The sequence below is a fragment of the Pseudacidovorax sp. DMC4 genome (genome assembly GCF_056314265.1).
Window position 1 is genome coordinate 124,529 of the sequence record NZ_JBQUYR010000004.1, and the last position, 19,757, is coordinate 144,285.

Below are 19,757 nucleotides of genomic sequence, written 5' to 3' on the forward strand. Positions count from 1 at the left end.
TGCGATTCTGTGCGCTTCAGGCCGTTTCGAGCGCGGGCAGACGTGCGAGGGCCTGCGCCGCGCTGCACACCTGCGCGAATCGGCCCTGCAACACGGTGGCCGTCCGGGCCTTGATCTGCACGGCCGTCAGCGGCTGGCCATCGGGCTGGACCATGTCGAAGGTGAGCGTGGCGTCCAGCGCATAGTCCACCTGCCAGCCGAGATCGCTGGCGTGGCGTGTCGTCGTCTCGCAGCATTGCTCGGTGCGGATGCCGCTGACGATCAGCCGGCGGACGCCCTGCTGCGTGAGCCAGACGTCGAGCCCGGTGCCCACCAGCGCGCTGTGCCGGTGCTTGACGAAGGTGGCGTCGGCGGCGAAGTCGGCCAGGCCGTCGAAGGGGCGGACGTGGCCGCTCTCCTCGGCGAAAGGGTTGGCGGCATCGTGCGGGCCGTCGACGTGGTAGATCCTGACGATGGGCACGCCGGCCTCGCGGCAGCCTGCGATCAGCGCGTTCTGCGCGGCCAGCCACGCGGAAACGTCGTCGGGACGGTAGAAGGGGCGGTGGAGAAAGGACGCCTGGGCGTCGATCACGAGCAGGGCGGTGGTCATGGCTGCTTCCGGTCTGGGCGTTGAGGAAGCCTGCATTGTTCGGAGCGCCGCGCCCTGCGTCCGCACCGGCTGCGCCCGCTTTCGATCGGAATCGGACATCGGCAGGTCGCGCCCCGTGCCTGCCTCAGACCAGCTTCGCCGCCTCCAGCTCCTTCTTGAGGTAGGCGTAGAACAGCGGCGCCGCCACCAGCCCGGCCGGCCCGAAGACGGTTTCGGCCACGAACATCACCGACAGCAACTCCCACACCGCCATGTGGGTGCGCTTGCCGACCACCTTGGCGTTGATGACGTACTCGGCCTTGTGGATCAGGATCAGGAAGACCAGACAGGCCGCCGCCGTGAGCGGCGACACCGACAGCCCCACCAGGGTCAGCACCACGTTGCACAGCAGGTTGCCCACGATGGGCACCAGCCCCGCCACGAAGGTGAAGGTGATCAGCACGGGCGTGTAGGGCAGCCGCGTGTCCCACAGCGGCAGTACCAGCAACAGGAAGGTGGCCGTGAGGGCGGTGTTGAAGCTGGCGATCCAGAACTGGGCCGCCACGATCTGCTTGAAGGCCAGGCCGAAAGTGGTGATGCGCTGGTGAAGTGCGGCAGCCAGGGGGCGGCGGTGGAGCGGCGGTAGCGCGACGGCGGCCAGGCCGCCGACGATCAGGCCCACGTAGCCGTGCAGCACGGCGTTGAGCCAGGCCCGGCCGGCCAGGGCGAGCGTGCCCGCTTCGTTGCGCAGGTAGTTGGCCACCATGCGCTGGACGTCGTCGGCCGCCGCCGGCAGCGAAGCGGCCAGCTCGGGCGGCAGCTTCTGGCGCAGTTCCAGGATGGTGCGGGCGATGTAGTCGAGCAGTCCGCGGTACTGCTGCGGCGCCTCCACCACGTATTCGCGCGCCTGCGACACACCCAGCGCCAGCAGCGCCAGCGGGCCCAGCACCACCAGCAGGATCGCCACGGCCTTGATGATCGATTCGACCCGCGCCCGCGCGCGGGGCGGCAGCCGCCGATGTGCCCACTGCACCGTGAGGCGCGTGAACCAGCGCGTGAACAGAAAGCCCACGCAGGCGCACAGCAGGCCCACCAGCAGATGGCTGAGCAGGATGCCCAACAGGCCCAGCCCCATCAGCAGGTAGCTGGCGATGACCACCGGCCGGCTTGCGCCGACGGCGACAGGATGCGGCATCGTCACGGCGTGGCCGGGCGCATCCTCAGGCCACGACGACTGCGGCGCCGTTGCCGCGCTCGGCGATCATGCCGATCTGATAGACCGTCTCGCCCTGGGCGCGCAGCGTGGCCGCGCAGGACTCAGCGTCGGCGGCGGCCACTACCACCACCATGCCGATGCCGTTGTTGAAGGTGCGGTTCATCTCGATGTCGTCGATGCCCGCCACCTTCTGCAGCCAGGCGAACAGCTCGGTCTGCGGCCAGCTGCCCTTGGTGAGGTGGGCCGCGGTGCCTTCGGGCAGCACGCGCGGAATGTTCTCCAGCAGGCCGCCGCCGGTGATGTGGGCCAGCGCCTTGATGCCGCCGTCGCCCGCCTCGCCGCCATGCGGATGCGCGGCCAGGGCCGCCAGCACCGGCTTGACGTACAGGCGCGTGGGCGCCATCACGGCCTCGCGGAAGGGCTGGCCATCGAGCGTGGAAGGCAGGTCGGCGCCGGCGCGTTCGATCACCTTGCGCACCAGCGAGAAGCCGTTGGAATGCACGCCGTGCGAGGCCAGGCCCAGCACCACGTCGCCGGGCTTGACGTTCTGGCCGGTGAGGATCTTCGACTTCTCGACCGCGCCGACGGCGAAGCCGGCCAGGTCGTATTCGCCGGCGGGATACATGCCGGGCATCTCGGCCGTCTCGCCGCCGATCAGCGCGCAGCCCGACAGCTCGCAACCCTTGGCGATGCCGCCCACGACGCGGGCGGCGGTGTCCACGTCCAGCTTGCCGCAGGCGAAATAGTCCAGGAAGAACAGCGGCTCGGCGCCTTGCACCAGGACGTCATTGACGCTCATGGCCACCAGGTCGATGCCCACGGTGTCGTGCATCTGCCATTCGAAGGCCAGCTTGAGCTTGGTGCCGACGCCGTCGGTGCCGGAGACCAGCACCGGCTCCTTGTAGCGCTTGGGCACCTCGAACAGCGCGCCGAAGCCGCCGATGCCGGCCAGCACGCCTTCGCGCATCGTCTTCTTCGCCAGCGGCTTGATGCGGTCGACCAGCGCGTCCCCCGCGTCGATGTCGACGCCGGCGTCCTTGTAGCTGAGGGGGGTGGAGGAGGGCGAAGTCATGGTGGCGAGCGGCGCAGGGAAGAGACCAAAAGAAGGCGGCCCGGGCGTCTTCGACAGGCGCGGAGGCGGGCCGCATAGAATTTCACGCGATTTTAAGGGTCGGCTCCGGCCCGCCCCACCGCATTCCCGCATCCCCTCCGCCGCCATCCATCTCCCTCGCATGAAGCAGCTCGCGCTCGACATCGGCCTGCAGACAGCGCCGACGCTGGCGAGCTTCCACGTCGGGCCCAATGAAGAGGCGGTGGCCCATCTGCGGGCCTGGGTGGGTACGGGCCGGGGCACGCTGCACTCGCCGGTACCGATCTACCTGTGGGGCGAATCGGGCACCGGCAAGACGCACCTGCTGGAGTCGGTGGCTTCGGCCCTGTACGACCAGGGGGCCCGGCTGGGCTGGATGCATCCGGGCCTCTACGATCCGCCACCCTTCGACGAACAGTGGGACGCCGTGCTGATGGACGACGTGCACCTGTACGACACCGTGCAGCAGCAGGCCGCCTTCAGCTGGTTCGTTCAGGCCCAGTCGCTGCAGTGCGGCGTGGTGGCGGCGGGCGAGCTGCCGCCGGCCGACCTCAAGCTGCGCGAGGACCTGCGCACGCGGCTGGCCTGGGGCCATGTGTTCCAACTGCAGCTGCTGAGCGAGGCAGAGCGGCGGGCGGTGCTGCACGAACTGGCCTCGGCGCGCGGCCTCAAGCTGCCGCCGGAGGTGGTCGACTACATGCTGCACCGCTTCAGCCGCGACCTGGGCAGCCTCATCGAGCTGCTCAAGAAGCTCGACGGTTATGCGCTGCAGACGCAGCGTGCCATCACCATCCCGCTGGTGCGGCACATGCTCGAAAACGAATGAAGACACTCCGGGCCGCCCTGCGGGGGCGGCCCGACACACGGATTCCATGATCAAGCAATTCATCGACAAGATCCTGGCCAAGACGGGCTCGGCCCGCGGCAGCCGTTCGCGCTTCGGCAAGCGCCAGGAAGTGGATGCCAGCGTGCACCGCATCGACCCCGCGCTGGTGGACGAGCGGGCCAAGAATGTGGTGACCACGCTGCAGCAGGCCGGTTTCGAGGCCTACATCGTGGGCGGCGCGGTGCGCGACCTGCTGCTGGGCCTCAAGCCCAAGGATTTCGACGTCGCCACCAACGCCACGCCGGAAGAGGTCAAGGGCCTGTTCCGTCGCGCCTTCATCATCGGCCGGCGCTTCCGTATCGTGCACGTGGTGTACGGCCGCGGGCGCGAGCACGAGGTGATCGAGGTCTCGACCTTCCGCGCCTACATGGAGGCCGGTGCCGCCGAGCAGGTGGCCGGCAACGAGCGCACCAGCAAGAGCGAACTCTCGGCCATGAAGCATGCCGTGGACGCCAGCGGCCGTGTGCTGCGCGACAACGTCTGGGGGCCGCAGGACGAGGACGCCGCTCGGCGCGACTTCACCGTCAACGCGATGTACTACGACCCGGCGCGGCAGATCGTGGTCGACTATCACAACGGCATCCGCGACGCGCACAAGCTGGTGCTGCGCATGATCGGCGACCCCGCCACCCGCTACCGCGAGGATCCGGTGCGCATCGTGCGCGCCATCCGCTTCTCGGCCAAGCTGGCGGCGCTGGGCTTCAAGATGGACGCCAAGACGGCGGCGCCGTTGGTCGAATCGGCCCGGCTGCTGGCCGACGTGCCGCAGAGCCGCATGTTCGACGAGATGCTCAAGCTGCTGCAGACCGGCCATGCGCTGGCCAGCATCGCGCAGCTGCGCACGCTGGGTCTGGCGCGCGGCATCTATCCGCTGCTCGACGTGGTGGTGGAACGCGCCGACCTGCCCTTCGTGAAGGCCGCGCTGGCCGACACCGACCGCCGCGTCGGCGAGGGCAAGCCGGTGGCGGCCAGCTTCCTGCTGGCCTGTGTGCTGTGGAGCGACGTGCGCGAAGGCTGGCAGGCGCGCCTCAAGGAGCGCCCGGGCCAGCGTGCACAGCCGCCGATCCCCGCGCTGCAGGACGCCATCGACGACGTCTTCAACACCCGCATCGGCGACGTGTCGGGCCGCGGCAAGCTGGCCGCGGACATGCGCGAGATCTGGATGATGCAGCCGCGCTTCGACAAGCGTGTCGGCAGCACGCCCTATGGCCTGGTGGAGCAGGCGCGCTTCCGCGCCGGCTTCGACTTCATGCGCCTGCGCGCCGACATCGGCGAGGTGGATGAGGCCATCGCCGAATGGTGGCAGGAGTTCAGCACCGCCGACGACATCCGCCGCGAGGACCTGATCGAGCAGGTGCGGGCGGAGCAGCGCAAGGCGCAGTCGGGCAGCCGCGCGCCCCGCGTTCACACGCGCAGCCCTCGTGCCGCGGCGCCTGCGTCGACGGGCGGCGGTGAACCGGCCGAGGCCGCCCTGGGCGAACAGACCGGCGATGGCGAGGAGGCCCTGGTGCCCGCAGACGGCGAGGGCGGGGCACCGCGCAAGCGCCGCCGGCGCCGCAAGCCGCGCAGCGGCGGCGGCGCGGCGGGGGGTGGCGACGCGGGCGGCTCCTCGCCCGACGCGGCGTGAGCCTCGCGCCGGGCACGCCGACGGGCGCACTCATCGCCAGCGACGCTGGAGGTCACCCCGTCCCAGGCAAGCACGCCGCACCCGAAGTGCCCTGCGTGCGCGCCTACGTGGCGCTTGGCGCCAATCTCGGCGACGCCCAAGCGGCCGTGGTTCGTGCACTCGCCGACCTTGGCGGCCTGCCGCAGACGCGCCTGGTCGCCCGCTCCAGCCTCTACCGCAGCGCGCCCGTCGATGCCGGTGGCCCGGACTTCATCAATGCGGTCGCCGCCCTCGAGACGCAGCTGTCGCCGCTCGATCTCCTTGACGAGTTGCAGCGCCTGGAGCTCGAGGCGGGCCGCGAGCGTCCGTATCGCAACGCGCCGCGCACGCTCGATCTGGACCTGCTGCTCCATGGCGATGCCCGCATCGCCGAGCCGCGCCTTGTGGTGCCCCATCCGCGGATGCATGAGCGGGCCTTCGTGCTGTTGCCGCTGGCGGAAATCGCGCCCGAGCGGGTCGACGCGGCGCAGCTCGCAGCCGTGGCGGGCCAAGCCATCCAACGCCTCTAAAGCACCCGTTGGGGGCGCCGGCAGGCGCCGCCCTTTACACTTGCGGGTTGCTCGGGTGTCATCACCCTGTCGCATCTTTCGTGTAAGGACGCCAATTTCATGCTCGGCAAGCTGCTGCCCCGCGAGGGCAATTTCTTTGAGATGTTCAACCAGCATGCCGAGCGCATCGTCGAGGCCGCACGGGCTTTCGAACAGCTGGTTGCCAACTACAACGACGTGCACCTGCGTGAGCAGTACAACCGCGACGTCGACAACGCGGAGCGCGCGGCCGACCGCGTGACCCACGACGTCAACCTGCTGCTGCACAAGACCTTCATCACGCCCATCGATCGCGAGCAGATCCACAAGCTCATCAACACGATGGACGACGTGGCCGACCTGATCCAGGACTGCGCCGAGACCATGGCGCTGTACGACGTGCGGCAGATGACGGACGAGATCTCCCGCCTGACCGCCCTGTCGGTCAAGTGCTGCGGCCGTCTCAAGGATGCCGTCAAGTACCTGGGCAAGATCGCCGATCCCGCCGTGGCCGAGGCCACGCTCAAGACCTGCGAAGAGATCGACCGCATCGAATCCGACGCCGACCGCGTCATGCGCAGCGCCATGAGCAAGCTCTTCCGCGAAGAGCCCGACGTGCGCGAAGTGATCAAGCTCAAGGCCATCTACGAGCTGCTGGAAACGGTCACCGACAAGTGCGAGGACGTGGCCAACGTGATCGAGGGCATCATCCTCGAGAACTCCTGATCCGCCGGGAGCAATCTCCATGGCAACGGTGCAGGTCGCCCTCTGGGTGGTGGTGGTGCTGGTCGCGCTGGCCATCGCCTTCGACTTCATGAACGGCTTCCACGATGCGGCGAACTCCATCGCCACCGTGGTGTCCACCGGCGTGCTCAAGCCGGGCCAGGCGGTGCTGTTCGCCGCCTTCTTCAACTTGATTGCCATCTTCGTCTTCCACCTCAGCGTGGCGGCGACGGTGGGCAAGGGCATCGCGCATGCCAACGTGATCGACGTGCACGTGGTGTTCGGCGCGCTGATCGGGGCCATCAGCTGGAACCTGGTCACGTGGTACTACGGCATTCCCAGCAGCTCCTCGCATGCGCTGATCGGCGGCATCGTGGGCGCCGTGATGGCCAAGACCGGCACCTCGGGCCTGGTGGGCGCCGGTATCTGGAAGACGGTGGCCTTCATCTTCGTTTCGCCGCTGCTGGGCTTCCTTCTGGGTTCGCTGATGATGGTGGCCGTGGCCTGGATCTTCCGCCGGGCCACGCCCTCCCGGGTGGACCGGTGGTTCCGGCGGCTGCAACTGGTCTCTGCCGGCGCCTACAGCCTGGGCCACGGCGGCAACGATGCCCAGAAGACCATCGGCATCATCTGGATGCTGCTGCTGGCCACGGGCTATGCCTCCGCCGCCGACACCTCGCCGCCCACCTGGGTGGTGGTGTGCTGTTACACGGCCATTGCCCTGGGCACCATGTTCGGTGGCTGGCGCATCGTGCGCACCATGGGCCAGAAGATCACCAAGCTCAAGCCCGTTGGCGGCTTCTGCGCCGAGACGGGCGGGGCGCTGACGCTGTTCCTGGCGACGGCGCTGGGCATTCCCGTGTCGACCACGCACACCATCACGGGTGCCATCGTCGGTGTGGGGTCCGTCCAACGCGCCAGCGCGGTGCGCTGGGGCGTGGCGGGCAACATCGTGTGGGCGTGGATCTTCACCATTCCCGCTGCTGCCTTTGTGGCGGCCATCGCCTACTGGCTGAGCATGCAGCTGTTCTGAGGCGGCGGGGCGCCGGCCTGCCGCCTGCTCATTGCGAGATGCGGCGGCCTTCCTCGATCTGGTGCTCGAAGTAGCGCTGGAAGCTGAAGACGATGCTCGACATCAGCACCGTCGCGCCGATCAGCAATGCAAGCACGACGGCACCGATGGTGAACCAGTTGGTGCCACCCGGCGCCGCATCGGGCGCGAGCTGGGGGTTGTGCTTGGCGTTCCAGCGTTCCGGCGTCATCAGGCCGTAGATGATGGCCATCAGCGCGCAGCCCGCGATGGTGAAGCCCAGGAACGGGATGAGTACCCAGCTCCAGCCGTCGTCCAGCCCGTACATGCGGGCCCGCTCGACGCCGTAGAGGCCCAGAGCGGTCGGGATCGGCAGCAGCCAGCCCAGCATGTCGCCCAGGCCGTGGAGGTAGAAGCGGTGCAGCCCCAGCGGGCCGCCAACAAAGGCGAGCCACGCTGCGAGGGTCTTGCTGCGAGGGCTGCGCACGGAAACGGCGGCGGGGACGGTCCTGGCCGGGGTGTCGACGGTCATAGCGGTTCCTTATTCGGGTGACGTGCTGCTGCCTTCGCCGAGCACCTTGTCCATCAGCACCACGTCGCGCCACTGGCCGAACTTCCAGCCGCAGTCCTTGATGACGCCGACGTGGGCGAAGCCCAGCTTGCGATGCACGCCGACCGAGCCGGCATTGGCCGAGTCGCCGATCACGGCGATGAGCTTGCGCACACCGGCTGCCTGCGCGGCAGCGACCAGGGCTTCAAGAAGCCGTGCGCCGAGGCCCATGCCGCGTGCGGCGTCGGCGATATAGATCGAGTCCTCGGCGGAGTAGCGATAAGCGGGCCGCGGCTTGAACCAGTTGCAGTAGGCGAAGCCGAGCACCTCGCCGGCCTCGCTCTCTGCCACCAGATAGGGCAGGCCCTTGGCCAGAACGTCGGCCCGGCGGTTGGACATGTCGACCTGGGTCGGGGCGTCGGTCTCGAAGGTGCCCGTGCCATTCAGGACGTGATGGGCATAGATGGCCGTGATGGCCGCGAGATCTTCGTCGCGGCTGGGTCGAATGGTCAGGTGCATGGAAGCGGGGGTGCGGAAGGGCGCTATACTCGCGGGCTTTTCAGCGTGTCGCTGGCCGGGTGGCCATGTCGCGTGTCTCAACGCTGGAGAAGAATTCACCGGCCGATCCCAGGCATTCCCAGAAACCTGCGGCTGGCTCCACCCCAAGGATAAATCATGGTCGTCATTCGACTCTCCCGCGGCGGCTCCAAGGGCCGTCCGTTCTTCAACATCGTCGTTGCCGACAAGCGCACCCGTCGCGACGGCCGCTTCATCGAGCGTCTGGGCTTCTACAACCCCACCGCCCGCGGCGGCGAGGAAAGCATCCGTATCGCCCAGGACCGCCTGGCCTACTGGAAGAGCGTTGGCGCCCAGGCTTCGCCCACCGTCGTGCGCCTGATCAAGCAGACCGGCGCCGCCGCCCCTGCCGCCACCGAGCAAGCCGCCGCCTGATCGGCGCGCCGTCGCCGATGCTGCCCACGCTCGACGCTGCCGAACTGCCGGCGGACGCCATCGAAGTCGGGCGCATCGTCGATGCCTGGGGCATCAAGGGCTGGTTCAAGGTCCTGCCCCACAGCGCCGAGCCCGAGGCGCTGTTCACTTCCAAGCGCTGGTTCCTCCAGCCGCCTGGCAACGGTCGCCAGGTCTTTCGACTTCCCATCCGAGAAGCCCGCGAGCACACCGACTGCATCGTGGCGCATTCCGATGAGGTGCCCGACCGCAATGCGGCCGAGGCCCTGCGCGGTGCCCGCATCTTCGTGCCGCGCTCCCTGTTCCCGACGCCGGGAGACGACGAGTACTACTGGGTCGACCTTGTCGGCCTGTCGGTCGTCAACCGCGAAGGCGTGGCCTTGGGCACGGTGCGTGAACTGCTGGCGACCGGCCCGCAGACCACCCTGGTCCTCGAGGTGCCGCCGACTGCTGAAGGCGACAAGCCTGGCGAGCGGTTGATTCCCTTCGTCTCCGCCATCGTCGACAAGGTCGATCTGGCCGGCCGCCTCATCGTGGCCGACTGGCAGCCCGACTACTGAGCGGCTGGCCCACTGCCGCCTGCACGCGGACGCGCATGCGCTTCGACGTCCTGACCCTTTTCCCGGAACTGTTCGCGCCCTTCCTCGCCAACGGCATCAACCGGCGCGCCTTTGCGTCCGGACAGGTGGACGTGCGCTTCTGGAATCCGCGCGACTTTGCCGAAGGCAATTACCGGCGCGTCGACGACCGGCCTTTCGGCGGCGGGCCCGGCATGGTCATGATGGCCGAGCCCCTGGCCCGTTGCGTGGAGGCTGCCGTTGCCGACCGGGGTGAGGCCTCGTCCGTGGTCCTTTTCTCACCCGTGGGCCAGCCACTGGGCCACGCAGTGGTGACCGAATGGGCGGCGAGTGCCGGGGCGGTGCTGATCTGCGGCCGCTACGAGGGACTGGATCAGCGCTTCATCGATCGCTACGTGACCCATCAGATCAGCCTGGGCGATTTCGTGCTGTCCGGCGGCGAACTGGCGGCGCTGGCGCTGCTCGATGCCGTGGCACGGCTACAGCCCGGCGTGCTCGGCGACGCCGACAGCCATGCGCAGGACAGTTTCAATCCCGAACTGGATGGCCTGCTCGACTGCCCGCACTACACGCGACCCGAGGTCTGGCGCGATATGCCCGTGCCGGCGCCCCTGATGTCCGGTCACCATGCCCAGATCGAGCGCTGGCGGCGGGAGCAGCGGCTGGCGCTGACGGCCGAGCGCCGGCCCGACCTGATCGAGGTGGCACGTGCCGAAGGCCGTCTCCAGCCGCGGGACGAGCAGTACTTGCAGCAACTGCCGCAGCCCACGCTATAATCGAGGGCTTTTCGATCCTCTGTCCGGCCGCGGCCCTCGTCCCGAGGCTCGCCCTTGTGGATCCGGCGCCTTCTTCGCAACTCGCGATAGTGCAGGCACCGGCAGCCGCCTTCAGTGCAGCGCGGACACGATCCTTTCGCAGGAAACCATGAACCTCATCCAGACCCTCGAGCAAGAGGAAATCGCCCGCCTGGGCAAGAAGATCCCCGCGTTCGCTCCTGGCGACACCGTGATCGTCAGCGTCAACGTGGTCGAAGGCACCCGCAAGCGCGTGCAGGCTTATGAAGGCGTCGTCATCGCCAAGCGCAACCGCGGCCTGAACAGCGCCTTCACCGTGCGCAAGATCTCCAGCGGCGAAGGCGTCGAGCGTACCTTCCAGACCTACAGCCCGCTGATCGCCGGCATCGAAGTCAAGCGCCGCGGCGACGTGCGCCGCGCCAAGCTGTACTACCTGCGCGAGCGCAGTGGCCGTTCTGCCCGCATCAAGGAAAAGCTGCCGGGCAAGGCCTCCAACGCGGCCGCTGCGAACTGATTCGCGACGTGCAGGCAGGACCGGTCACCGCTCCTGCCGTCCTCACAGGGCCGCCTTCGGGCGGCCTTTTTCATTGCAGTGCACCGCCATGTCCCTGAGTCCTGAACCTCCTTCTTCCGGTAGCCCGGGCCATGCACCGCCCGAGGTGGTCAACGCGGTCGGCACGCCGGCTGGGGCGGTGACGGATCCGCGCGCCGTGCCGGTGACCCGCATCGACCGCGACCTGCCCGCGGTGCCTGCCGCCCGTCTGACGGCTGCGGCCCTGCGCGAGCGCTTTTCCACGCCCCACAGCGTGACGTGGACCCCCGAAGTCCGCAGGGAGCCGAGCCTCACGCGCCGCAACCCCGCCCCTGCTGCCGTCCTCGTGCCGATCGTGCAGCGGGATGAGCCCACGGTACTGCTGACCGAACGCGCCACCCGCATGTCCACGCACTCGGGCCAGATCGCCTTTCCGGGCGGGCGGGTGGATCCCGGCGATTCCAGCATCGCTGCCGCGGCCTTGCGCGAGGCGTGGGAGGAGGTGGGACTGGAGGCGGGCTTCGTCGAGGTGCTGGGTGAACTGCCCACCTACACCACCATCACCGCCTTTGTCGTGACGCCGGTCGTCGCGCTGGTGCAGCCCGGCTTTGTGCTGCGACCCAATCCCGCCGAGGTGGCGGATGTGTTCGAAGTGCCGCTGGCCTTCCTGATGAACCCTGCCCACCATCGTCGCCATCAGGTGGAAGGCGAGGGCCCCGCGGCGCGGCACTTCTTCTCGATGCCGTACCAGGACGGCAGTCGCGAGCGCTTCGTCTGGGGCGCCACAGCGGGCATGCTGCGCAATCTCTACCGTTTCCTGGTCGCATGACGGCACTGTGCGTGCCAGCGATGGCTGCGCCGCCGGAGTCCGTGGCGGGCTTCAGGGCCGTCTTATGATTCCTCGATGAGCTTCTTTGCCATCCTGTGCGCGCTGCTGATCGAGCAGGTCCGGCCGCTGGCATCCGACAACCCGGCAGCTCGCGCGGCGCTGGCCTGGACACGCTGGACGAGCCGCAACTTCGATGCCGGCAAGCCGCACCACGGATGGGTCGCATGGTCGCTGGCCGTGGGGGTGCCCAGCCTGCTGGCACTGGGGCTGCACTGGCTGCTGATGCTCACGCTGGGCGCGCCCTTTGCGCTGGTCTGGGGCGTGGGCGTGCTCTACGTCACGCTGGGCTTCCGACAGTTCAGCCATCACTTCACGGAGATTCGCGACGCGCTGGATGTGGGCGACGAGGCGCTCGCGCGCAGCCTGCTCGCACGCTGGCAGCGGGTCGACGCGGCCGAGTTGCCGCGCAGCGAGATCGTGCGACACGTGATCGAGTACTCGGTCATTGCGGCGCACCGCCATGTGCTGGGCGTGCTTGCCTGGTTCTCGCTGGGTGCGCTGCTGGGCCTGGGGCCGGCCGGGGCGGTGTTCTATCGCATGAGCGAGTTCGTCGGCCGCTATTGGGCCTACAAGCACAACGCCATGAGTCAGCCGGCAAGCGTCTGGGTGCAGCAGGCCGCGGACCGCGCATGGACGGTGATCGACTGGCTCCCCGCCCGCATCACGGCCCTGGGCTTCGCGGTGGTCGGTAGCTTCGAGGAAGCCATCGACTGCTGGCGCAACGACGCGCGTCATTTCGCGGGAGTGAACGATGGCGTGATCCTGGCTGCCACCTCGGGGGCGCTGAATGTGCGCCTGGGTGGCGAGCAGTTGCGGCCCAGCCGGCCGCTGGCCGACGCGCTGGTGGATGCTGCCGACCAGCCCGGTCCTGCCATGTCGGCCGGTGGCGGCACGGCGGGGCGAGAGCCCGAGCCGGCCCATCTGCGCAGCGTCGTGGGCCTGGTGTGGCGCTCGGTGGTGCTGTGGATGCTGCTGCTGGCGCTCTTGACGCTGGCGCGCCTGCTGGGCTGAAGGCCCGCGTCGTCTTCTCTCTTTCATCTTCCTCAGCGGTCTTGTACCGCATGGTGAGCGACATGTCCCCTCCCTATCCTGTCTTCTGGAGCCCGCGTGTCGTGGGGCTCGAGCCCTATGTGCCCGGCGAGCAGCCGCGCATCGCCAACCTGGTCAAGCTCAACACCAACGAGCATCCGAGTCCGCCGTCGCCGCGGGTGATTGCCGCCATCGCCGAGGCCGCGCGTGAAGGGCTGCAGCGTTATCCCGATCCTGAGTCCACGTCGCTGCGCGAGGCCATCGCCCGCCGTCATGGCTTGCAGCCCGCGCAGGTGTTCGTCGGCAACGGCTCCGACGAGGTGCTGAGCCACGCCTTCCTGGCTTTCTTCCAGCGCGGCGAGCCCCTGCTCTTTCCCGATGTCACCTACAGCTTCTACCGGGTCTGGACCCAGCTGCACGGCATCGAGGCGGAGGCGGTGCCGGTGGACGAGGCCTTGCGCATCGACATCGACGCCCTGGCCCGGCGGGCGGAGCAGGGCTGCGCGGGCGTGGTGATCGCCAATCCGAATGCGCCGACGGGGCAGGGGCTGCCCCTGGACGCCATCGAACAGTTGCTGCGCGCCTGCCCCATGCGGGTGGTGTTGGTCGACGAGGCTTATGTGGACTTTGGCGCCAGCAGCGCCGCGGCACTGGTCGAGGCGCACCCTAACCTGTTGGTGGTGCAGACCCTCTCCAAGTCGCGCGCGCTGGCCGGCCTGCGCGTGGGCTTTGCGCTGGGGCAGGCGCCGCTCATCGAAGCCCTGGCCCGCATCAAGAACAGCTTCAACTCCTACCCGCTCGACCGGCTGGCCCAGGCCGGCGCACAGGCGGCCATCGAGGACGACGAGTGGTTCAGCGCGCAATGCCGCGCGGTGATCGACACGCGCGAAGGGCTGACGCTGCAGCTGGAGGACCTCGGCTTCGAAGTGTTGCCTTCGCAGGCCAATTTCGTGTTCGCGCGCCATCCGCAGCGCGACGCGGCCACCCTGGCGGCAGCGCTGCGCGAGCGGGCCGTGCTGGTGCGGCATTTCCGGCAGCCGCGCATCGACCAGTGGCTGCGCATCAGCATCGGCACGCGGGCGCAGTGCGGGGTGTTGGTGGAGGCGCTGCAGGCGATCCTGGAGGGCTGAGGCTGAGGTTCGGCGCGGCAGTCGCGCCGGCATGCCCGGCTTGCGACTGGGAGGCGGGGCGCAGCCCGTGGCCCTTCAGTACGCCGGCCGGCTCAGCTCGTCGAAGAGTTCGTTGTAGATGCGGTAGCGCATCGCGCTGATGTCCGCGTCGCTGTTGCCGTTGCGCTCGTCACCTTCCACATGGGCGATCACGCCGCACCCAGGCTCGTGCCGGTGCGTGCAGTTGTAGAAGCGGCATTCGCCCGTGTGGGCCGCGATGTCGGGCATCAGCGCCGGCAATTGCGTGGGCTCGATGTGGTGAAGGCCGAATTCCTGGAATCCGGGCGAGTCGATCAAGGCCGTCCCGGCTGGCTTGTCCATCCAGTACCAAGTGGTCGTCGTGGTGGTGTGGCGGCCCGAATTGAGTGCCTGCGAGATCTCGCCCGTCTGCGCCAGCGCCGAAGGCACCAGCCGGTTGACCAGCGTGCTCTTGCCCACACCCGAGGGGCCGAGGATGAGCGTGGTGCGGCCTGCCAGTTCGGCCTGCACCTCGGCCAGGCCCGAGGCGCCGGTGTCCTTCAACGAAAGGGGCAGCACCCCGTAGCCCATGCGGCGGTAGGGCGCGAGCCGCTCCCAGGCCGGCGAGAAGAGACCGGGCAGGTCGCTCTTGTTGAGCACGATCAGCGCGCGGATGTGCTCCGCCTCGGCGGCGATCAGCGCCCGCGCCAGCTGATGCTCCGAAAAGTCGGGTTCCGCCGCGACCAGCATCAGGATCTGGTCCAGGTTCGCCGCGAAGGACTTGGTGCGGATCTCGTCCTGGCGGTAGAACAGATTGCGGCGCGTGTCCACCCGTTCGATGGTGCCCTCGTCGGTGCTTGGCAGCCATTGCACCCGGTCGCCCACCACGGCCTGGCTCTTCTTGCCGCGCGGGTGGCAGATGCGGCGCTCGCCGTCGGGCGACTCCACCAGGCAGTGGCGGCCATGGCTGCCGACCACCAGCCCCGCCTGCATCGTTGCCGTGGCGGGTGCGGTGCCGGCGGGCGTACTGTGCTTGCTGCGGCCCACGGCTGCCTCAGGCCACCGCGGCCGGCTGCAGCCGCGCCAGGCGCTGCGCCGCCGGCGGGTGCGAGTAATAGAAGCCGACATAGACCGGATCCGGCGTCAACGTGGACGCGTTGTCCTGGTGCAGTTTGAGCAGGGCGCGGGACAGGTCGGCACCGTCGGCATGCGTGGCCGCGAAGGCATCAGCTTCGAATTCGTCCCGACGCGACATGCGCGCCATGACCGGCGAGACGAAGAAGCTGAACACCGGCACCACCAGCATGAACAGCAGCAGCGCCAGCGCGTCGTTGGGCGCCGCCATGTGCGGCTGCACGCCCAGCCCGGTGTAGAACCAGGCCTGGGCCGACAGCCAGCCCAGAAGTGCGAAGGCCGCCAGGCTCAGCACCAGCATCAGGCCCATGCGGCGAGTGATGTGGCGGTGCTTGAAGTGGCCCAGCTCGTGGGCGAGCACGGCCTCCACCTCGCCCGGTGTGAGCTGCCGCAGCAGCGTGTCGAAGAACACCACGCGCTTGGACCGGCCGAAGCCAGTGAAGTAGGCATTGGCGTGGGCGCTGCGGCGGCTGCCGTCCATCACGAACAGGCCCTTCGCCGCGAAACCGCAGCGGGTCATCAGCGTCTGCACGCGCTGCTTGAGCGATTCGTCCTCCAGCGGCGAGAACTTGTTGAACAGCGGGGCGATCCAGGTCGGGACGATGAACTGCAGCAGCAGCGTCCAGCCCGCGAGTGCCACCCAGGCCCACAGCCACCAGAGCGGCCCGGCCGCACCCATCAACCAGAGCACCAGCGCGGCCAGCGGCAGGCCCAGCGCCACGCCCAGTGCCGTTCCCTTGAGCAGGTCGGCCAGCCAGAGCCTGGGCGTCATCTTGTTGAAGCCGAAGCGCTCTTCGAGCCGGAAGGTCTGCCACCACGTGAAGGGCAGGTCGATCAGCCCGCCGATCAGGCTGAAGGCGCCAAGCAGCGCGAGCTGTTGCCACATGCCGGCGCCGAGCCAGGTGGCCAGCGTCTTGTCCAGCAGGTCCAGGCCGCCCAGCAAGGTCCAGGCGATCAGGGTGGCCGCGCCCCAGGCGGCTTCGATCAGGCCGAAGCGCATGCGCGCGACCGTGTAGTCGGCGGCCTTGCGGTGTGCTGCCAGATCGACGGCGCCGGCAAAAGGCGCGGGCACGGCATCGCGGTGCCGGGCCACATGGCGGATCTGACGTGCCGCCAGCCAGAAGCGCAGCAGCAATCCGGCACTCAGCGCGACGGCGAAAAGAAGGGTGAAGGCAAGGGAGGCGGACATGCGTGGCGCAGTGTAGTGGCGCCCCACCGGCCACACGGGGCGCGGGTGACTGTGGGCGAGAATGCCCCGATGTCCGCATCCCAAGCCTCTTCTGCCCCGGCCCTCCCCAAGAGCGATCAGAACCTCGTCTGGCTCGACTGCGAGATGAGCGGCCTCGATCCCGAGAAGGAGCGCCTGCTCGAGATCGCCGTCGTCGTCACCAGCCCCGACCTGTCGGTGCGTATCGACGGCCCCGTGCTCGTCGTCCACCAGAGCGACGCCGTGCTCGACGCCATGGACGCGTGGAACAAGGGCACGCATGGCCGCAGCGGCCTGATCGACAAGGTGCGCACCTCCACCCTCGACGAAGCCGCTGCCGAGCAGCAGCTCATCGACTTCCTCATGCGCTACGTGCCGCGCAGCGGCTCGCCGATGTGCGGCAACACCATCGGGCAGGACCGGCGCTTCCTGGTCAAGTACATGCCGCGGCTGGAGGCTTACTTCCATTACCGCAACCTCGACGTCAGCACGCTCAAGGAATTGGCCAAGCGCTGGAAGCCCGCCGCCTATGCCGCCTTCAAGAAGCAACAGGCCCACACGGCGCTGGCCGACGTGCACGAGTCCATCGACGAGTTGCTGCACTACCGCGACACCTTCCTGCGCCTGCACGATTGAACATTTGCTCAAAGCGGGATTAGGCAAAACCCTGAACTCCTGCCATAATCGTGGGCTCGCTGCAAAACCATGACCGCAGCGAGGTTGCGCATCTCCCTTCTTGCACATTGGTCGGCGGCTCCCGCACACAGCGGAACAGCTCGATGAACCCGACCACGGCGCCTGATCCTCTTACACGGATCGCCTGCGCGCCGATCGTCGTTGGATGGTTGATGTTTTTCTGAACCTCCAACGTGCCTGCCCCTGCGGGGCGGCGTGCGTTCACGATCAGTTTTATGACCGACTCCCTGCATGAGCAGGGCGCTGCTGCGCCTGTGCTCGACCCTTCCTTTTCCACTGAAATCGTGGCTGATGGCCGCGCCGACGCGCCCGAAGCCGTCCTGGCCCACGACGTCGTCGCCGAGCCTGCTGCGCCCGAGGGCCCGCATCCTTTTGCCAAACTCGGCTTGGCGCCCGAACTCGTCGCCGCCGTGCGCGACCTGGGCTACACCGAACCCACCGCCGTCCAGACGAAGGCCATCCCGATGGCCATGCCCGGCAACGAAGAGCAGGACGCCAGCGCGGCCGGCTTCGTCGACCTGATGGTCTCCAGCCAGACCGGCAGCGGCAAGACCGCCGCCTTCCTGCTGCCCGTGCTGCACACGCTGCTGTTGCAACAGCAGCGCGAAGAAGAAGAGGCCAAGGCCGAGCATGCCCGCCTGGTGGCCGAAGCCGCCGCCCGCGGCGAAGCGCCGCCCAAGAAGCCCCGCCGCGTCAATCCGACGCAGTCGCGCAACTTCAAGGCGGCCGTCCCCGGCGCGCTGGTGCTGTGCCCCACGCGCGAACTGGCTCAGCAGGTGGCCCACGACGCCATCGAACTGGTGCGCCACTGCCGCGGCCTGCGCATCGCCAACGTGGTGGGCGGCATGCCCTACCAGTTGCAGATCGCCCGCCTGCAGAACGCCAACCTCGTGGTGGCCACGCCCGGCCGGCTGCTGGACCTGCAGCGTTCGATGCAGATCAAGCTGGATCAGGTGCGCTTCCTCGTCGTCGACGAGGCCGACCGCATGCTCGACCTGGGCTTCGCCGACGACCTCGCCGAGATCAACCAGCTGACCATCCAGCGCCAGCAGACCATGATGTTCAGCGCCACCTTTGCGCCGCGCATCCAGCAACTGGCCGCCCGCGTGATGCGCGAGCCGCGCAAGGTGCAGATCGACAGCCCGCAGCAGAAGCACGCCAACATCCGTCAGGTGCTGCACTGGGCCGACCACGCCAGCCACAAGCGTGCGCTGCTCGATCATTGGCTGCGTGACACGGCCATCCAGCAGGCCGTGGTCTTCGCCAGCACGCAGATCGAATGCGACGGCCTGGCCAATGACCTGCAGCAGGCCGGCTTCTCCGCCGTGGCGCTGCACGGGGCGCTGAGCCAGGGCTTGCGCAACCGTCGACTCATGGCGCTGCGCAACGGCCAAGTGCAGATCCTCGTGGCCACCGACGTCGCTGCCCGCGGCATCGACGTGCCGACGATCAGTCACGTTTTCAACTTCGGCCTGCCGATGAAGGCGGAGGACTACACCCACCGCATCGGCCGTACCGGGCGGGCGGGCCGCGATGGTATCGCCGTGACCTTCGCCGAGTTCCGCGACCAACGCCGCATCTTCGACATCGAAGCCTTCACCAAGCAGCAGTTCCAGCCCGAAGTGATCGAAGGCATGGAGCCGACCCGCCGTGCGCCGACGGCCCAGCCGCCGCGTGGCGGCGCGGGCCGGGGCCGTGGTGGTCCGGCCGGTCGCCAAGGAGACGACCGCCGTCGCTCGCCTGGCTTTGCCGGCGGTGGCCGTGCGCAGGGCTGGGGTGAGTCCTCGGGCGGCGCGCGTCATGGCGGCCAGCGCTCGCAGGGTTTCGACGGTGGCGCTCGCGCAGGGGGTGGCTTTGGCCGGCCTCAGGGCGACGACGGTTTCGGTGGCGGCCATCGCGGCCGTCAAGAGGGCTTCGGCGGCGGCCAACGTTCTGGCGAAGGCTTCGCAGGTCATCGTGGACACAACGAAGGCTTTGGCGGCCGTGGGCATGGCGAGGGCTTTGGCGGTCCCCGCTCGCACGGCGACAGCCGCCGGCCCGCGCCTGCTGCGCGCGACGGTCGTCCTTCGGGCGCCGGTCGTGGCCCCGGCGGCAAATCTTTTTCGGGTCGTGCCTTCGTTCCGCGTGACAGAGGCTAAAAAATCGTGTCATAATCTCACCTCTTCGGGCCGTTAGCTCAGTTGGTTAGAGCAGAGGACTTGAAGGGCATCAGCCTAAAGGTGCCTCGGCGCCAACGGATGAAGCCCGACGGGTTGCTCAAGGTAAGTTCACTCTGCCTTGAAGTAGAACTTCTCAAATTCGGCGAACGCTAACGTGCTCTTCCGAGCGCCAGGCCAACGCCGAGCGAAGCCCCGAAAGGGGAACGTGTAGAGACTCGACGGGAAGGCCGAAAGGCAAGACAGAGTCCAGACCACGAACCGGAAACGGGCAGCGAAAGCTGAAGTGGTAGGCATAATCCTTTGGTCGCTGGTTCAAGCCCAGCACGGCCTACCAGGACGGAAGAAACGAAGAAAGTTTTGCTTGATAGTTGGCGCCACGAAAATGTC

At 68.4% G+C, this 19,757-nt stretch carries 21 protein-coding genes; 14 read left to right on the forward strand and 7 right to left on the reverse strand.

Translation table 11 applies throughout. From position 1 onward, the window contains the following. Positions 1-16 precede the first annotated feature (16 nt). From ACT54X_RS09295 to purM, 3 genes are all read right to left on the reverse strand, one after another. On the reverse strand, positions 17-589 hold the full coding sequence (locus tag ACT54X_RS09295) for an isochorismatase family protein (RefSeq protein ID WP_294367094.1): 573 nt from the start codon (positions 587-589) through the stop codon (positions 17-19). Positions 590-713: 124 nt separating this feature from the next. Beyond that, positions 714-1,763 carry an AI-2E family transporter gene (locus tag ACT54X_RS09300; RefSeq protein ID WP_294367097.1) on the reverse strand — a complete coding sequence of 350 codons (1,050 nt, stop codon included), beginning with the start codon at positions 1,761-1,763 and terminating at the stop codon, positions 714-716. Between the two features lie 25 nt (positions 1,764-1,788). Beyond that, positions 1,789-2,856, reverse strand: coding sequence for a phosphoribosylformylglycinamidine cyclo-ligase (gene purM, locus ACT54X_RS09305; RefSeq protein WP_294367100.1), 1,068 nt, complete (start codon positions 2,854-2,856; stop codon positions 1,789-1,791). Positions 2,857-3,016: 160 nt separating this feature from the next. Here purM and hda point away from each other — a divergent pair, with 160 nt between their 5' ends. The 5 genes from hda to ACT54X_RS09330 all read left to right on the forward strand — a co-directional run bounded on the left by hda (position 3,017) and on the right by ACT54X_RS09330 (position 7,709). Then, on the forward strand, positions 3,017-3,700 hold the full coding sequence (hda, locus tag ACT54X_RS09310; RefSeq protein WP_294367103.1) for a DnaA regulatory inactivator Hda: 684 nt from the start codon (positions 3,017-3,019) through the stop codon (positions 3,698-3,700). Between the two features lie 46 nt (positions 3,701-3,746). Next, complete coding sequence (gene pcnB, locus ACT54X_RS09315) at positions 3,747-5,387, forward strand: polynucleotide adenylyltransferase PcnB (RefSeq protein WP_294367106.1); 1,641 nt, start codon at positions 3,747-3,749, stop codon at positions 5,385-5,387. 95 nt (positions 5,388-5,482) lie between these two features. Further along, positions 5,483-5,935, forward strand: a complete 453-nt coding sequence (gene folK / locus ACT54X_RS09320) for a 2-amino-4-hydroxy-6-hydroxymethyldihydropteridine diphosphokinase (RefSeq protein WP_476346174.1) — start codon at positions 5,483-5,485, stop codon at positions 5,933-5,935. Between the two features lie 99 nt (positions 5,936-6,034). Beyond that, entirely contained in the window at positions 6,035-6,679 is a 645-nt protein-coding gene (locus tag ACT54X_RS09325) for a DUF47 domain-containing protein (protein ID WP_017759823.1), read from the forward strand. A gap of 19 nt (positions 6,680-6,698) precedes the next feature. Then, complete coding sequence (locus tag ACT54X_RS09330) at positions 6,699-7,709, forward strand: inorganic phosphate transporter (RefSeq protein WP_017759822.1); 1,011 nt, start codon at positions 6,699-6,701, stop codon at positions 7,707-7,709. 28 nt (positions 7,710-7,737) lie between these two features. Here ACT54X_RS09330 and ACT54X_RS09335 read toward each other — a convergent pair whose 3' ends face one another. Both ACT54X_RS09335 and ACT54X_RS09340 read right to left on the reverse strand, forming a co-directional pair. Further along, on the reverse strand, positions 7,738-8,238 hold the full coding sequence (locus ACT54X_RS09335; RefSeq protein WP_294367114.1) for a TM2 domain-containing protein: 501 nt from the start codon (positions 8,236-8,238) through the stop codon (positions 7,738-7,740). Between the two features lie 9 nt (positions 8,239-8,247). Beyond that, complete coding sequence (locus ACT54X_RS09340) at positions 8,248-8,775, reverse strand: GNAT family N-acetyltransferase (RefSeq protein ID WP_294367118.1); 528 nt, start codon at positions 8,773-8,775, stop codon at positions 8,248-8,250. Between the two features lie 156 nt (positions 8,776-8,931). On the opposite strand from ACT54X_RS09340, the gene rpsP reads away from it, so the two are divergent. The 7 genes from rpsP to hisC all read left to right on the forward strand — a co-directional run bounded on the left by rpsP (position 8,932) and on the right by hisC (position 14,177). Beyond that, positions 8,932-9,207: a 30S ribosomal protein S16 gene (rpsP, locus tag ACT54X_RS09345; protein ID WP_294367120.1), complete on the forward strand. Its 276-nt coding sequence runs from the start codon at positions 8,932-8,934 to the stop codon at positions 9,205-9,207. 17 nt (positions 9,208-9,224) lie between these two features. Then, a complete protein-coding gene (gene rimM, locus ACT54X_RS09350; protein ID WP_017759818.1) occupies positions 9,225-9,785 on the forward strand; it encodes a ribosome maturation factor RimM in 561 nt (186 codons plus the stop codon). Positions 9,786-9,820: 35 nt separating this feature from the next. Then, on the forward strand, positions 9,821-10,579 hold the full coding sequence (gene trmD, locus ACT54X_RS09355) for a tRNA (guanosine(37)-N1)-methyltransferase TrmD (protein ID WP_294367126.1): 759 nt from the start codon (positions 9,821-9,823) through the stop codon (positions 10,577-10,579). 148 nt (positions 10,580-10,727) lie between these two features. Then, complete coding sequence (gene rplS, locus ACT54X_RS09360; RefSeq protein ID WP_017759816.1) at positions 10,728-11,111, forward strand: 50S ribosomal protein L19; 384 nt, start codon at positions 10,728-10,730, stop codon at positions 11,109-11,111. 88 nt (positions 11,112-11,199) lie between these two features. Further along, positions 11,200-11,958 carry a CoA pyrophosphatase gene (locus tag ACT54X_RS09365; protein WP_294367132.1) on the forward strand — a complete coding sequence of 253 codons (759 nt, stop codon included), beginning with the start codon at positions 11,200-11,202 and terminating at the stop codon, positions 11,956-11,958. Between the two features lie 75 nt (positions 11,959-12,033). Beyond that, the gene (locus ACT54X_RS09370) at positions 12,034-13,029 is read left to right on the forward strand and encodes a CobD/CbiB family protein (RefSeq protein ID WP_294367135.1); all 996 of its coding nucleotides are present in this window, start codon (positions 12,034-12,036) and stop codon (positions 13,027-13,029) included. Between the two features lie 62 nt (positions 13,030-13,091). Continuing rightward, positions 13,092-14,177: a histidinol-phosphate transaminase gene (hisC, locus tag ACT54X_RS09375; RefSeq protein WP_294367137.1), complete on the forward strand. Its 1,086-nt coding sequence runs from the start codon at positions 13,092-13,094 to the stop codon at positions 14,175-14,177. A 75-nt stretch (positions 14,178-14,252) separates the two neighbouring features. Here the strand turns inward: hisC and rsgA are convergent, their stop codons facing one another. Together rsgA and ACT54X_RS09385 are read right to left on the reverse strand one after the other, a co-directional pair. Continuing rightward, on the reverse strand, positions 14,253-15,167 hold the full coding sequence (gene rsgA / locus ACT54X_RS09380) for a ribosome small subunit-dependent GTPase A (RefSeq protein ID WP_294367621.1): 915 nt from the start codon (positions 15,165-15,167) through the stop codon (positions 14,253-14,255). Between the two features lie 61 nt (positions 15,168-15,228). After that, on the reverse strand, positions 15,229-16,497 hold the full coding sequence (locus tag ACT54X_RS09385; RefSeq protein WP_294367139.1) for a M48 family metallopeptidase: 1,269 nt from the start codon (positions 16,495-16,497) through the stop codon (positions 15,229-15,231). A gap of 69 nt (positions 16,498-16,566) precedes the next feature. On the opposite strand from ACT54X_RS09385, the gene orn reads away from it, so the two are divergent. Together orn and ACT54X_RS09395 are read left to right on the forward strand one after the other, a co-directional pair. Continuing rightward, on the forward strand, positions 16,567-17,151 hold the full coding sequence (gene orn, locus ACT54X_RS09390; RefSeq protein ID WP_294367142.1) for an oligoribonuclease: 585 nt from the start codon (positions 16,567-16,569) through the stop codon (positions 17,149-17,151). A gap of 275 nt (positions 17,152-17,426) precedes the next feature. Next, entirely contained in the window at positions 17,427-19,349 is a 1,923-nt protein-coding gene (locus ACT54X_RS09395; protein WP_294367144.1) for a DEAD/DEAH box helicase, read from the forward strand. Positions 19,350-19,757 lie beyond the last annotated feature (408 nt).